Here is a 13,861-nt window from a genome sequence, read left to right on the forward strand (position 1 = left end):
TAAGGAGCGAAGAGTATTACGTAAAAATGATGATTGCCTGGTTCTTCACCACCGCCCTTGCCAAACAATGGGACGCAACAATTCCCTACATCGAGCAACGCCGCCTCGCTCCCTGGACACATAACAAGACCATCCTGAAGGCCATTGAGAGCTACAGAATCACGCCTGAGCAGAAAGAATATCTGCGGACATTGAAGATAAAATAATTATGACAAAGCAACCGATATACATACAATATTACGACTCACCTTGTGGAGAGTTGATTTTGGCATCAGTTGACGAGGAACTGTGTCTTTGTGATTGGAACGAAAAGCCATGTGCTGAACGCAACAAACGTCGTCTTGAAAACCACACTAGTGCAGATTTCAAGATTGATACAACTGCAGTTTTAGAACAGGTCAAGCAGCAACTCGATGAATATTTTGCTGGAATCCGCAAGACGTTTGATATTCCGTTACACCCCATAGGAACCGATTTCCAACATCAAGTCTGGAACATATTGCGCCATATACCTTACGGAGAAACAAGGAGTTACAAGCATATTGCAGAAACAATCGGCAACCCTAAAGGCGTTAGAGCCGTAGCAGGAGCTATTGGTGCCAATGGTATAAGCATCCTCATACCTTGTCATCGTATTATCGGTAGCAACCACTCACTTACAGGCTATGCCGGAGGTCTGGAAGCAAAAAATAAATTGCTGAAAATAGAGAAAAATGACTGTAGACATAATAAGCCCCAATAATAACGTAGCAGTATTAAGTATTTGTCTGGTAAAGTTTGCCATTCCATATTTATAATAACAGCAGATATATTATACCGTCAAAACAGAATATCCATGTAAAAAGCAGAACGATTTACATGGATATATATTTTTTACTACCTTTGCATACATCTAACAGAGAATCAAGCGTTTGTTGAAAAGAAAGAATAGAATATCAAGAAAGATGAAAAATATACTTTTTGACCGAACATATCTCTCAAAATAATCAGAGAAGACAAGCTAAGAGAATTGGTAATTATATAAATAAGAAAGAATATGAAGCATAAAGTAAAAGTAACGGTAATAGACAAGAAGGTCTATCCGGAACTGCAGGAGAAGTATTGCGCCGACCCCAAAGCAGGAATGTGTCCATGCTACAACATTGGTGATGAGTTTGTTTTTGAGCGTGACGATGAAAACGACCATTTCTGGCATGGAGGCTTGAATACGCTCGTCAAAACTTCTGCCGACCCGGATAGCGTAGCAGGAGGTCCCAAGATGCCACATTGCTCTGAGGCATGGGATGCCATTTCACGATACATATACACCGGACTGCAAGGTGGTTCAATCATGAAGGGATGGATGAAGCGTGAAAACGAAATGATATGCTGTTGTTCTGACGGTACAAGACCAGTCATATTCAAAATCGAGCGTATAGACGAAGCATCCCTGCATTCTGCTGACACAGATTGAGCTGACGGTGTATTTACACATGAATCAATAACATAATAAAGAACGAAGAAATCCTGCATCAAGAAAGGTCATGGAGAAATGCGGTTTCTCAGACACCGGAATGCCGAACAGATGCAGCCAGCTCGTTGGTGCCGACAAGGATGTGGTTAAGGTGTTTAAGTACAAAGGACAAAAACTCCGATAATGGTAACATCTTCCGAAAACCAGGTATAAGCTCTTTGGGAGAATGTGCGTATCTTTGCATTAGATAAGCTGCACTCGGCAATTTGAAAGCAAGCTTTCATTGCGCTCGTTTGCATTATCTTTGCATAAATTTAAAAGACATAGGATGATGAAGGAATTATTCTTTAATACCATACAGGAGTTCAACGACTTCATAGGGGTGGAAACGCTTCATCCCTTAGTAAGCATTGCGCGTGTAGAGAACACCTCTCCTATACAGGAGGCTGTGCATCACTACGGACTTTATGCCCTCTTTCTGAAGGAAAACAAGGGCTGCAAATTGTCATACGGCAGAACAGAATATGATTTTGACGAGATGACCGTAACCTCGTTTGCTCCAGGACAGTCGATTAAAGTGGAACCTAATCCAGGAGTACCGCTTGCCAAATATACGGTATTGGCATTCCATCCCGAGTTGCTCAACCGCACCCAGCTTGGCAAGAACATCTCCCGCTATGAGTTCTTCGACTATACAAGCAACGAAGCTCTACACCTATCCGCTGCCGAGGTAAACATCTTCCGTGACGTGCTCTCAATGATTGGGCAGGAACTCGAGCATCCTATAGATAGGCATTCGCGTGAACTAATCGTTTCTAATATCGAGTTGCTGCTGAACTATTGTCTGCGCTTCTACGACCGTCAGTTTATCACACGCGAGGAAATAAATCATTCAGTAGTAAAGAAGTTCATATCTCTGCTCGATGAATACATTGCCCAGAAGGCGGAGCATGAAGGTCTGCCTACCGTAGCCTACTTTGCCGACAAATGCTGCTATTCAACTAAATATTTCGGCGAATTGGTTAAGACCGAGACAGGCAGAACCGCCAAGAGTCTGATTAGCGACCGACTGCTTTCGGCTGCCCGCCAACTACTTGTTGATGAAACCCTCAGCATAACGCAAATCAGCCAGCACCTCGGCTTTGAGTATCCTCAGCACTTTGTCCGCTTTTTCAAGGCACAGACGGGAAAGACTCCAAGCGAGTATCGCAAAACTGCGTAGATATAATGATGCATGTGTAGAATAACTATTATTTCTATTATTTGATAGAAACGGAATTTCGGTAATGTCTTCCGAAAACCAGGTATAAGCTCTTTAGAAGAATGTACGTATCTTTGCACCAGTTTTTAATTATCAAACAAAAAGTTTAATATGAAAAGATTGGTTTTGCACATTTACATCATGTTCATGGCACTGACGGCTATGGCTTGCCAAAGCAATGAAGTAGAGGCTACGCCATCTGACAAATCAGCGAACACAATGAACATTACAATCAATGGAAAGACGGTTTCGTGCCAGCTCATTGACAATTCTTCAACAAGAGCACTTCTGGCACAGTTGGAAAAGGGAGACATCACCTACGAGGCTGATGACTATGGCAACTTCGAGAAAGTGGGAAACATAGGCATCAGTCTGCCACAAAACAACGAGAGTATCACCACAACTGCTGGCGATGTGATTCTGTATCAAGGCAATAACATCTGCCTTTATTATGACACAAATTCCTGGACATTTACCCGTTTGGGCAAGATTGAAGGAATGAGCAAGGAGGAAATCAAGACGTTTCTCAATGCCGGGGGAGGTAGCGTAAAAGTTACACTTTCATCAGGTTCTGCCACCGGAATAAAGCAAACGCTTGCAGACCAGAAGGCTCCAAACGGAAGATATTCGCTTGACGGGGGAAAGCTGAAACAGGCTCACAGCAAGGGTCTTTATATTGAAAACGGAAAGAAAATTGTAAAGAAATAGAATCATGAACAGATTATTCACATTTATAGCAATAGCCCTCATTTTTTGTGCAGGAAATCAAACAAAGGTAAAAGCAGGAACTATGGACAAAGAGATGAAGCGCGCCACCGGTTGCCAGGCTTACGCCAACACCCGTTTCCTATATTACATCAACGAAATCCGTTCGGCAGTACTCATTGTGCATGGAGAGAAAGCACATTCCCGCTACTTCGGAGAAAGTGCCTTCAGATATATGATGGATGGAAAAGCGGAAGGCTACGACTTCGCAAGAAAGCCCAACCCAGTTCCGAACAACAAACAACTGCTCATTATCCCAGGAGCCTCTCATTGCGACCTATACGATGGTGGTGGGAAAGGATTGATTCCTTGGGACAACATCGAGGAGTTCCTAAAGAAGAATTTAAAAAGATAATACAATGAAGAAAGTAATAATCATCTCTACCAGTTTGCGTACTGGTTCAAACAGCGACCTGCTCGCTAATCAGTTTATTGAAGGTGCCAAGGCTGCAGGGCATGAAGTGGAAAAGATTTCACTCGCAGAAAAGGACATCAAGTTTTGTAAAGGCTGTTTGGCTTGTCAGAAATTGGGCAAGTGTGTCATCAAGGATGATGCAAACGACATTATGCAGAAAGTGCTGAATGCTGATGTGGTTTGCTGGGCAACACCTATATATTATTATGAGATGAGCGGACAGATGAAGATCCTCATCGACCGCATGAATGCTTTGTACTCGCTCGACTACAAATTCCGAGATGTTTACATGCTCACTACTGCTGCCGAGGATGAACCAGAAGTACCGAAACGTGCTGAAGCAGGATTGACTGGATGGATTGACTGTTACCCTAAGAGCCATCTTGCTGGCACGCTGTTCTGCGGAGGTGTTGACGCGCCACGCACCATTGAAGGCAACCAGAAATTGCAGGAAGCATACGAGTTAGGAAAATCTGTTTAAGGGATAACTATTAAGGAGGGTTTTTATGAAAGCTTTTGCAACATTCATTATATTAACAACGCTATCGCTCAACATTATGGCACAACAAAAAATAGTACAGACAGCAGGGCGCACCCAACTGGGTGAGTTTGCCCCAGAGTTCGCTCACCTCAACGACGACATCCTCTTTGGAGAAGTATGGAGCCGCAATGACCTGCTTTCATTGCGTGACCGCAGTTTGGTAACCATCACTTCGCTCATCAGTCAAGGAATCACCGACAGCTCGCTGAAATATCACCTGCAGTCAGCAAAGAACAATGGAATTACTCGCACGGAAGCGGCAGAAATCATCACCCACATCGCCTTCTACGCCGGTTGGCCAAAGGCATGGGCTGCCTTCAATCTGGCTAAGGAAGTGTGGAGCGAGGATGTAAAAGGCGACGATGCGAAGGCTACATTCCAGCGCGAGATGATTTTCCCTATCGGTGAGCCTAACACCGCTTACGCCAAATACTTCAAGGGCAATAGTTATCTGGCACAAATATCCGACAGTCAGATACCTTTCTTCAACGTAACCTTTGAGCCAGGTTGCCGCAACAACTGGCACACGCACCACGCCACAAAGGGTGGCGGGCAGATGCTGGTAGGTGTAGCCGGACGTGGTTGGTATCAGGAGGAAGGCAAACCTGCACAGGAGATTATCCCTGGCACAGTCATCCACATTCCAGCCAACGTAAAGCATTGGCACGGTGCTGCAAAAGACAGCTGGTTTGCCCACCTCGCCTTTGAAATACCTGGCGAGAACACATCCAACGAGTGGCAGGAGGCTGTGAGCGATGAGGAATATAACAAGATAAAATAACAACGATAAGATTTTACAATTATGAAGAAGATAAAGTTAAGCAATGGCGTGGAAATACAGCAACTGGGTTATGGTGTTTATCAGGTGGAACCTGATGAGTGTGAGCGTTGCGTGCTGGATGCTCTCAGCGTGGGCTATCGAATGATAGATACTGCGCAGGCTTATCTCAACGAGGAAGCCGTGGGCAACGCATGGAAGAAGAACGGCGTGAATCGTGATGATATTTTCCTCGTTTCTAAGGTCTGGCATTCATCTTCCAATAACTTCTAATAACTACTTTCGCTTGCGAAACTTAAATTATTTAGTCATTACGATGTCAACAATTAAATGTGCTTCATAATCTTTCACTCCATTTTTAGATAGAATCTTCCAATCGTTTGCCAACTCCCTTTTCAGCAACTCACGCTGACCAGTCGCTTCATTCTGTTCCACAAAACGCTGAAAGCATCGTACAGCCTCCGCAGTCTTAGACAGGATAAACTTAACATATCCACAATTCAGCCAATCACTATCTATCGCTCTGTCCGAATTGACAATCCAATCATACACACGCTCAGCATCATTCGGTTTGCAGTTCACTAAGTATCCCCAAGCAATAATGCGCTTCACATCTACATCATTGTCATTTTCGTAGTCTAAGCGGAATAAATCGACAAGCCCATCCTTTACATTCCCACTATTCACAAGCGCAAGACTATGACAAAGAACAAGACGACGATTCTCAGGTTCACGCTCTAAACACATCTTATAATACTTCGCTGCGTCAACATAGTGCCCCAACGCAAAAAGCACATCAGCAAGACTTTTCTGCACCCTGGTTATATCATATTTACAATCTTGTAAACTCAAAAGCAGCTTGTAGGCATCTTCATTCCTGCCAAGGCGCTGACAAGCCAAAGCACAAATATACTTCTCATCAGCCGAAGCCACACCCTTTGCAATCAGACGAGAGACAAGCTTTACAACAACGTCATACTTCTTCGATTTAAACAAATGACGTTCGACAACGATCAACTCTTCTCCCAATAATCCGTCAAATAATTCGTTGGCTACAAAAAACGCCGCAACATCATCATCTTTATATTCAAACGGATTAGCAAAGTCTTTGCGCTCTGGGTGCAATTTAAAGAAACGATACAAGTCCTGTAGATACATTCTACGAATGTAAGCAGCCGACTCTGTATCCATTGCCATTGCACTATCCGCTATATCCTTACCCGAAGCAACTACCTCCTTTACACCTGCAGGCAACTTATCTATAACCGACGAAAGCGCAAACACAAAGGAATACTTATCCGAATCACAGAACGGACCGTGAGAAATAGCCTTATGGATGAGTTCGCCATCCGTTCCCCTCACCACTGATGCCACATCAGGATTATCAAAAGAGAAAGGAGCGAACCAATTACTAAGCTGATAGAAGAAAGAGAAACGCTTCATATGTGAGAAACCACCGAAGTAGATATCGCTACCCGAATCCCTCATCGCCATCATCTTCTTCATCTTCTCTTCCATCTCAGCCATATTCTTATCCACAGAGCCAGAATCAAGAATATCATTCAGCGAATCATCATCACTTTCGACAATACCATCACGAGTCATTCTGAACTTATTATTCTTCATCAACGTAGGCATTATGTCGCGTTGTATCTCAGCATTATCCTCTTCAGTTTGCATACACAACAACAACTGCAACTGGAGTTCACCAATCTCCCGACGCATATCGGCTGATTTACAAATTGTTTTTATGGCTTCATTTATCTCAACAAACAATAAATTCTCGCTATGTGGCAAAGTGAGCATAACACCAACAAGGGCACGTTGCTTCACTCTCTCAATAGTTGAACTTAAACAAACATTAACAAGAGTAAGCCATTTATTTACATCAAAGACATTAAGAAGTGCCATCGTCAGCGCACTTACAATAAGTAACGTATCGTCTTGATCCACCATTGGTGAGATAAGTAGCTCGCTATAGAACTGCTTTTTATCATCACTCCATTGAGAAGCCACAAGCAAACTACTAAACAACTCGTCCATATAATGCTGATGCATAGCATTCACACGTGCTACCGACGTATTCGGCGTATCACCAAGCGAAAGTGATGCCATAGCCGTATCTTGCACATAGTTCTCAAGCGATTTAGCTACAGTTTCACCACTGATATCAAAACGCTTTGCCACATTAGTACAATGGATGAAAGGCAGACGCTTCTTCACAATAAATGCCAAGCGGACATTGGCATACAAACGATACGTACGACGTAGTAACTGGTTGTAAACAATTTCACCTCGAGGATCACGCATATTATGCGATAGCGAATTACACATAATGCGATAGTCGTTCTCTATTTCTTCTACATCTTGGATATAGTCTGTAATAGAAAGATCTGTCATGCGCTTCCTCAGCAATTGCAACGATTCACCGACGTTACGATGTATAAGTATAGAGTCTTTTATAGTTGGATTTGCCATAGCTTTTACTATTTGCTTGTGGAAATAAGGTCGATATCCTGCAAACGCGGCTTTTCAATATGATTAAACTTCAACTTAGGCAAGGCAGATATTGTACGATCGTCTACCTTATAATATTTACGAAGCACATCTGCATATATGCCCATGCCATTAGCATTGAGCGAGTCGCAAGCCATATTGTATGCCTTGGTGAAAGCAGCGAGTTGTTTTCTGCGTCTTGCATCTGCCGTACGGTCTTTGCGTACAGCTATCACTCCCAAACGTTTGTTAATATCTCTACTGTCTATAACGACATTATTTCCAGCCAAACGTGCAGTAGTAGCTAAAGGCTCTGCAAGCCAAACTGCATCCATCTCATTATTAAGCAGCATGCGCAAGCGGATGTTGACATCATTGACTTGAATGCGAAACGCCATAGACGAGAGCTTTGCGCCCGCAAGAACACGATCGCAAAGATAGTCGGTAGCCGAATAGCGAGTCATGCCTATCATCTTATCACCAAACTGATTGATACGCTTCAAACGTGCCTTACGATTTGCGAGAAGTTGCCAATAGGCATTTGTGGTAGACAAATAATCAATCGCCACACCTTGCTCTCGCATACGCTTAGCTCGCACTAAATCTGTAACTATACCTTCTACCGAACTACCAACAAAAGCTGTGTCACAATCCATCTGCGACGTGAAGCAACGCAAACGAACATCCACACCCAGAGTGTCAAACATCCGCTTCTCCTTAGCGAGGAACAAAGGCATACAATCCGCCGTTGGCAAAACAGCAAACTTCAACGCCAACGAATCTTCATGAAGTAGACGTTGACGTTCCGCACGCGTCATTCGTTCCTGCTCCTCAACTGAGTTACCACACGAAACGACAAATATGGCAATAAGTATATAAATCACAACATGTTTCATACGGCAAAAGTAGCAATAAATTTTGACACAACGAAAAATATTGTTACTTTTGTAGGGAATAAGGCGTAGCGACAAAAGCCACGACAAATAAATAGGACAATCATTATTATGGCAAAGACTAAAACAGCATACGTTTGCAGCAACTGTGGACAGGAATCGACCAAATGGATTGGTAAGTGCCCGAACTGCGGAGAATGGAATACATTCAAGGAGATACGCCTCGGCACAAGTCAACTTGGCAGTAATGCAGACGGATTATTCCGCCACAGCAATGCGACATCAGGCAAAAGCACTCCGATTAAACTCTCGGACATCCCTACACAAGACGATCCACGCATCGACATGCACGACGGCGAGCTAAATCGTGTGCTTGGTGGCGGACTCGTTGCGGGTAGTATCGTGCTGCTTGGTGGTGAACCAGGTATTGGCAAGAGTACACTGACGCTTCAAACCATTCTAAACATTCCAGATCGCAAAATACTATATGTTAGTGGCGAGGAAAGCGCGCATCAACTAAAGATGCGTGCCGAACGCTTGCTTGGAGGTATGTACAACGCAACAACAGCAATTGTCGACAACATTAATATATTATGCGAGACATCGCTACAGAAGATATTTGAGTTTGCTGACGAACTCGCACCAGAACTACTTGTAATCGACTCTATACAGACAATAGCAACCGATGAAGTGGAGAGTAGTCCGGGCAGCATAACGCAGGTGCGCGAATGTGCAGCGTCGTTGTTGCGTTTCGCAAAGACAACGGGCACACCGGTCATACTAATCGGACATATAAACAAGGAAGGAACACTTGCCGGACCGAAGATTTTGGAGCATATCGTAGACACCGTGATACAATTTGAAGGTGATCAACACTATATGTACCGCATACTGCGCTCAATAAAGAACCGCTTCGGAAGCACTTCTGAACTCGGAATATACGAGATGCAACAAACAGGTCTACGCCAAGTAAGTAACCCTTCCGAACTACTACTATCCCAAGATCACGAAGGCTTGTCGGGCATAGCTATAAGTTCAGCAATAGAAGGTGTGCGTCCATTCCTTGTAGAGACACAAGCACTTGTTTCATCAGCTGCCTACGGCACGCCACAGCGTTCCGCTACCGGCTTCGACCAACGACGTCTGAATATGTTGCTCGCTGTTCTTGAAAAACGTGTAGGGTTCAAGTTGACACAGAAAGATGTCTTTGTGAACATTGCTGGCGGACTACGTGTAACCGATCTCGCCATGGACTTGAGTGTTATAGCTGCCGTACTATCAAGCAATGTCGACACCGCCATTGAAACTGGTTGGTGCATGGCAGGCGAAGTAGGATTAAGTGGCGAAGTACGACCCATCAACCGTATCGAGCAACGCATAGCAGAAGCAGAGAAACTCGGTTTCACAGATATCATCTTGCCTTTACACAATGTACAGAGCATAGATACACGTAAATATACAATCAACATACACCCCGTCAGAAAGGTGGAAGAAGCACTTAGAGCTTTGTTCGGATAATATTAAAGAAAAGATTAAAGTTTAATACGAATAAGATTGGTTGTCATATAGTTAAGAATTTATATTACATTTAATATTTAACACTTTAAATATGAAAAACTCAGCAATAATCGTGAGTGGTGGAATGGACTCCATCACCCTACTCTATGACCATAAAGACGAGATAGCGCTCGGCATTTCGTTCGATTATGGAAGCAATCACAACGCACGAGAAATACCATTTGCAAAGATGCATTGCGAACGACTCGGCATCAAACACATTACAATCAATCTCGACTTCATGCATCAGTATTTCAAGTCGAGTCTGCTTGATGGTGCCGAAGCTATACCCGAAGGCCATTACGCCGACGACAACATGAAGTCGACGGTTGTACCATTTCGCAATGGCATCATGCTCGCCATAGCCATTGGCATCGCAGAAAGCAACAATCTTGACCAAGTATTTATAGCCAACCATGGTGGCGATCACACAATCTACCCTGATTGTCGCCCTGAATTCATCAACGCTATAGATGCTGCAGCAACAGCAGGTACTTACAATAACGTAAAAGTGATTGCCCCATACACAAAGATAACAAAGAGCGATATTGCACGCATTGGCAAGCGACTTGGTATAGACTACGCCGAGACATGGAGTTGCTACAAAGGCGGAGAAGTGCACTGTGGCAAATGTGGCACCTGCGTAGAACGCAAGGAAGCTCTCGCAGAAGCAGGAATAGAGGACAAAACAATATATGAATAAGTAAATTTAACTGCAAACTTGCGCTATATCTATATATTTTTAGTAAATTTGCGGTCAAATACAGGCATTGAGCTTAAAAACAAAAATATTTCTAACTTTAAATAAACATTTTAAGAAAATGAAAATCGCAGATTTTAACTTTGCCGGCAAAAAGGCAATTGTACGCGTAGACTTCAATGTACCATTGGACGAGAATGGAAATGTAACTGACGATACCCGTATCCGTGGTGCCCTTCCTACACTGAAGAAGGTGCTCGCTGACGGTGGTGCTCTCATCATGATGTCACACATGGGCAAGCCAAAGGGCAAGGTTAACGAGAAGCTCTCTTTGAGCCAGATTGTTCCTAACGTATCTGCAGCTCTCGGCGTAGAGGTTAAGTTCGCTAAGGATTGTGGCAACGCTTCTGAAGAGGCTGCTGCTCTGAAGCCAGGCGAGGCACTCCTCCTTGAGAACCTCCGCTTCTATCCTGAAGAGGAAGGCAAGCCAGTTGGCGTAGAAAAGGGCACACCTGAGTTCGACGCAGCAAAGAAAGAGATGAAGGGCCGTCAGCAGGAGTTCGCTAAGAAACTCGCTTCTTACGCAGACTGCTACGTAATGGACGCATTCGGCACAGCTCACCGCAAGCACGCTTCTACAGCTGTTATCGACGAGTACTTCGACAAGGATCACAAGATGCTCGGATACCTCATGGAGAAAGAGGTACACGCTGTAGACGCAGTTCTCGGCAACATCAAGCGCCCATTCACAGCTATCATGGGTGGTTCTAAGGTTTCTACAAAGATCGGCATCATCGAGAACCTTCTCACAAAGGTTGATAACCTCATCCTCTGCGGTGGTATGACATACACATTCGCTAAGGCTCAAGGCGGTCACATCGGTCTGTCTATCTGCGAGGACGACAAGCTCGACGTAGCTCTCGACGTTATAAAGAAGGCTAAGGAGAACGGTGTAAACCTCGTTCTCGGCACAGACTCGGTATGCGGCGACGCATTCAAGAACGACTGCAACACACAGGTTTGCCCGTCAGGCGCAATTCCTGAGGGTTGGGAAGGTATGGACGCAGGTCCTGAGACACGTAAGCTGTTCGCTAACGCTATCAAGGGCGCTAAGACCATCCTCTGGAACGGTCCTGCAGGCGTATTCGAATTCGACAACTTCGCTGGTGGCTCAAAGGCTATCGCTGAGGCTATCGCTGAGGCAACTAAGGAAGGCGCATTCTCACTCATCGGTGGTGGTGACTCTGTAGCTTGCATCAACAAGTTCGGCTTGGCTGACCAGGTTTCTTACATCTCAACTGGTGGTGGTGCTCTTCTCGAGGCTATCGAGGGCAAGGTACTTCCAGGCGTAGCTGCTATCGAGGCATAAGCTATTTAGCTTCAAAGTAGACAAAACATAATAAGGCTGCAAACTATATACATTATTATATATATGGTTTGCAGTTTTTTCTGTTTACTTGCATCCATAATTGAACCACACTACAGATTTTCCAATTGCATTTTTCACATCCCAAAGCCCCAATGAACCCATACGTAATGGTCGACGCAGATACTTGTAACGGTCGACGCGGATGCTCAAAAGAGTCGTAACGAATTACTATTCGACGATATTTTATTAAATAAAGTTAAGATTAAGAAGTTCAAGAGTTCCTATATAATTTATTCAAAATAAAAGCAGTACCTTTGCACTCGCAATTTTGCAAAAGTAATATTTATTTAATTTTTAACACAATGAATCGATACGAAACCGTTTTCATTTTGACTCCCGTTTTGTCTGATGAACAGATGAAGGAAACGGTCGCTAAGTTCAAGAAGCTCCTCACTGATAATGGTGCAGAGATTGTGAACGAAGAGGCTTGGGGACTCAAGAAGATGGCTTATGCTATTCAGAAGAAGTCTACAGGATTCTATTGCCTGTTGGAGTTCAAGGCTGAGCCTACAATCATCAAGACTCTCGAGACAGGCTATCGCCGCGACGAGAAAGTTATTCGTTACATCACTGTTAAGCTCGACAAGTATGCAGCTCAGTATGCAGAGAAGCGAGTTAACAAGTTCAAAAAAGAGGAGGCTTAAAACATGGCAGCAGTAGAATCAGAAATTCGCTATTTGACTCCACCTTCAGTGGACACACGTAAGAAGAAGTATTGCCGTTTCAAGAAGAGCGGTATCAAGTACATCGACTACAAGGATCCTGAATTCCTCAAGAAGTTCTTGAACGAGCAGGGCAAAATCCTTCCGCGTCGTATCACAGGTACATCTTTGAAGTATCAGCGTCGCGTAGCACAGGCTGTTAAGCGTGCTCGCCAGATTGCGTTGCTTCCTTACGTAACCGATTTGATGAAATAAATTAAGGAGGAATAGCAATTATGGAGATTATACTTAAGGAAGATATTATCGGCTTGGGTTACAAGAACGATATCGTAAACGTAAAGAATGGTTATGGTCGTAACTACCTGATCCCACAGGGTAAGGGTGTTATTGCTTCTGAATCAGCAAAGAAGGTTCTCGCTGAGAACTTGAAGCAGCAGGCTCACAAGCTCGCTGTCCTCAAGGCTGAGGCCGAGAAGAAGGCTGAGGCTCTCAATGGTGTAGAGCTCGTTATCGAGGCTAAGGTTAGTGCTACTGGTGCTACTTACGGCTCTGTAAACGCTAACATCGTTGCTGAAGAACTTCAGAAGAAGGGCTTTGAGATTGATCGCAAGATTATCACAATGCGCGACATCAAGACAGTTGGTGACTTCGAGGCTACAATCCACTTCCACAAAGAGGTTGAGGTTAAGCTCCCAGTTAAGGTCGTAGCAGAGAACGCTGTAGTTGAGGCTCCAGTTGAAGAGGCTCCTAAGGCTGAGGCAACAGAAGAGAACACAGCAGAGTAATTTGATTTTACAGATTACAATATATAATTAAAGGTAGAATGTTTCGACATTCTACCTTTAATTGTTTTTAGATAAGTAAAGATAAACACTATTGTGGCTCATATAATATTGTTGTGTTTTTAACAA

Annotated in this window: 14 protein-coding genes and 3 pseudogenes; 15 read left to right on the forward strand and 2 right to left on the reverse strand. The window is 43.9% G+C overall.

The window, feature by feature from the left end:
• The 9 genes and pseudogenes from HMPREF0673_RS14680 to HMPREF0673_RS04795 all read left to right on the forward strand — a co-directional run.
• Nucleotides 1–206, forward strand: a pseudogene (locus tag HMPREF0673_RS14680) (DNA alkylation repair protein); the annotation flags it as partial.
• Nucleotides 207–208: 2 nt separating this feature from the next.
• The gene (locus HMPREF0673_RS04760) at nucleotides 209–742 is read left to right on the forward strand and encodes a methylated-DNA--[protein]-cysteine S-methyltransferase (RefSeq protein ID WP_007898836.1); all 534 of its coding nucleotides are present in this window, start codon (nucleotides 209–211) and stop codon (nucleotides 740–742) included.
• 294 nt (nucleotides 743–1,036) lie between these two features.
• Entirely contained in the window at nucleotides 1,037–1,453 is a 417-nt protein-coding gene (locus HMPREF0673_RS04765) for a TIGR04076 family protein (protein ID WP_007898838.1), read from the forward strand.
• Nucleotides 1,454–1,781: 328 nt separating this feature from the next.
• Nucleotides 1,782–2,675, forward strand: coding sequence for a helix-turn-helix domain-containing protein (locus HMPREF0673_RS04770; RefSeq protein WP_007898848.1), 894 nt, complete (start codon nucleotides 1,782–1,784; stop codon nucleotides 2,673–2,675).
• Between the two features lie 150 nt (nucleotides 2,676–2,825).
• Entirely contained in the window at nucleotides 2,826–3,422 is a 597-nt protein-coding gene (locus HMPREF0673_RS14495; RefSeq protein WP_007898849.1) for a cyclophilin-like fold protein, read from the forward strand.
• A gap of 106 nt (nucleotides 3,423–3,528) precedes the next feature.
• Nucleotides 3,529–3,834, forward strand: a pseudogene (locus HMPREF0673_RS04780) (alpha/beta hydrolase); the annotation flags it as partial.
• Between the two features lie 4 nt (nucleotides 3,835–3,838).
• Complete coding sequence (locus tag HMPREF0673_RS04785; protein WP_007898851.1) at nucleotides 3,839–4,375, forward strand: flavodoxin family protein; 537 nt, start codon at nucleotides 3,839–3,841, stop codon at nucleotides 4,373–4,375.
• 25 nt (nucleotides 4,376–4,400) lie between these two features.
• The gene (locus HMPREF0673_RS04790; RefSeq protein ID WP_007898852.1) at nucleotides 4,401–5,216 is read left to right on the forward strand and encodes a carboxymuconolactone decarboxylase family protein; all 816 of its coding nucleotides are present in this window, start codon (nucleotides 4,401–4,403) and stop codon (nucleotides 5,214–5,216) included.
• Between the two features lie 21 nt (nucleotides 5,217–5,237).
• A pseudogene (locus HMPREF0673_RS04795) lies at nucleotides 5,238–5,471 on the forward strand (aldo/keto reductase); the annotation flags it as partial.
• 42 nt (nucleotides 5,472–5,513) lie between these two features.
• On the opposite strand, the gene HMPREF0673_RS04800 reads toward HMPREF0673_RS04795, so the two are convergent.
• Both HMPREF0673_RS04800 and HMPREF0673_RS04805 read right to left on the reverse strand, forming a co-directional pair.
• Entirely contained in the window at nucleotides 5,514–7,691 is a 2,178-nt protein-coding gene (locus HMPREF0673_RS04800) for a tetratricopeptide repeat protein (RefSeq protein WP_007898855.1), read from the reverse strand.
• Nucleotides 7,692–7,699: 8 nt separating this feature from the next.
• Nucleotides 7,700–8,605, reverse strand: coding sequence for an ABC transporter substrate-binding protein (locus tag HMPREF0673_RS04805; protein ID WP_007898857.1), 906 nt, complete (start codon nucleotides 8,603–8,605; stop codon nucleotides 7,700–7,702).
• Nucleotides 8,606–8,713: 108 nt separating this feature from the next.
• On the opposite strand from HMPREF0673_RS04805, the gene radA reads away from it, so the two are divergent.
• From radA to rplI, 6 genes are all read left to right on the forward strand, one after another.
• The gene (gene radA / locus HMPREF0673_RS04810) at nucleotides 8,714–10,120 is read left to right on the forward strand and encodes a DNA repair protein RadA (protein WP_007898858.1); all 1,407 of its coding nucleotides are present in this window, start codon (nucleotides 8,714–8,716) and stop codon (nucleotides 10,118–10,120) included.
• Between the two features lie 91 nt (nucleotides 10,121–10,211).
• A complete protein-coding gene (gene queC, locus HMPREF0673_RS04815) occupies nucleotides 10,212–10,862 on the forward strand; it encodes a 7-cyano-7-deazaguanine synthase QueC (protein ID WP_007898861.1) in 651 nt (216 codons plus the stop codon).
• A gap of 118 nt (nucleotides 10,863–10,980) precedes the next feature.
• A complete protein-coding gene (locus HMPREF0673_RS04820) occupies nucleotides 10,981–12,228 on the forward strand; it encodes a phosphoglycerate kinase (RefSeq protein ID WP_007898862.1) in 1,248 nt (415 codons plus the stop codon).
• A gap of 362 nt (nucleotides 12,229–12,590) precedes the next feature.
• On the forward strand, nucleotides 12,591–12,932 hold the full coding sequence (rpsF, locus tag HMPREF0673_RS04825) for a 30S ribosomal protein S6 (RefSeq protein ID WP_007898864.1): 342 nt from the start codon (nucleotides 12,591–12,593) through the stop codon (nucleotides 12,930–12,932).
• Nucleotides 12,933–12,935: 3 nt separating this feature from the next.
• Complete coding sequence (rpsR, locus tag HMPREF0673_RS04830) at nucleotides 12,936–13,205, forward strand: 30S ribosomal protein S18 (RefSeq protein WP_007898866.1); 270 nt, start codon at nucleotides 12,936–12,938, stop codon at nucleotides 13,203–13,205.
• Between the two features lie 20 nt (nucleotides 13,206–13,225).
• Complete coding sequence (gene rplI, locus HMPREF0673_RS04835; protein WP_007898868.1) at nucleotides 13,226–13,735, forward strand: 50S ribosomal protein L9; 510 nt, start codon at nucleotides 13,226–13,228, stop codon at nucleotides 13,733–13,735.
• Nucleotides 13,736–13,861 lie beyond the last annotated feature (126 nt).

The organism is Leyella stercorea DSM 18206 (assembly GCF_000235885.1).
Classification (GTDB): Bacteria; Bacteroidota; Bacteroidia; order Bacteroidales; family Bacteroidaceae; genus Prevotella; species Prevotella stercorea.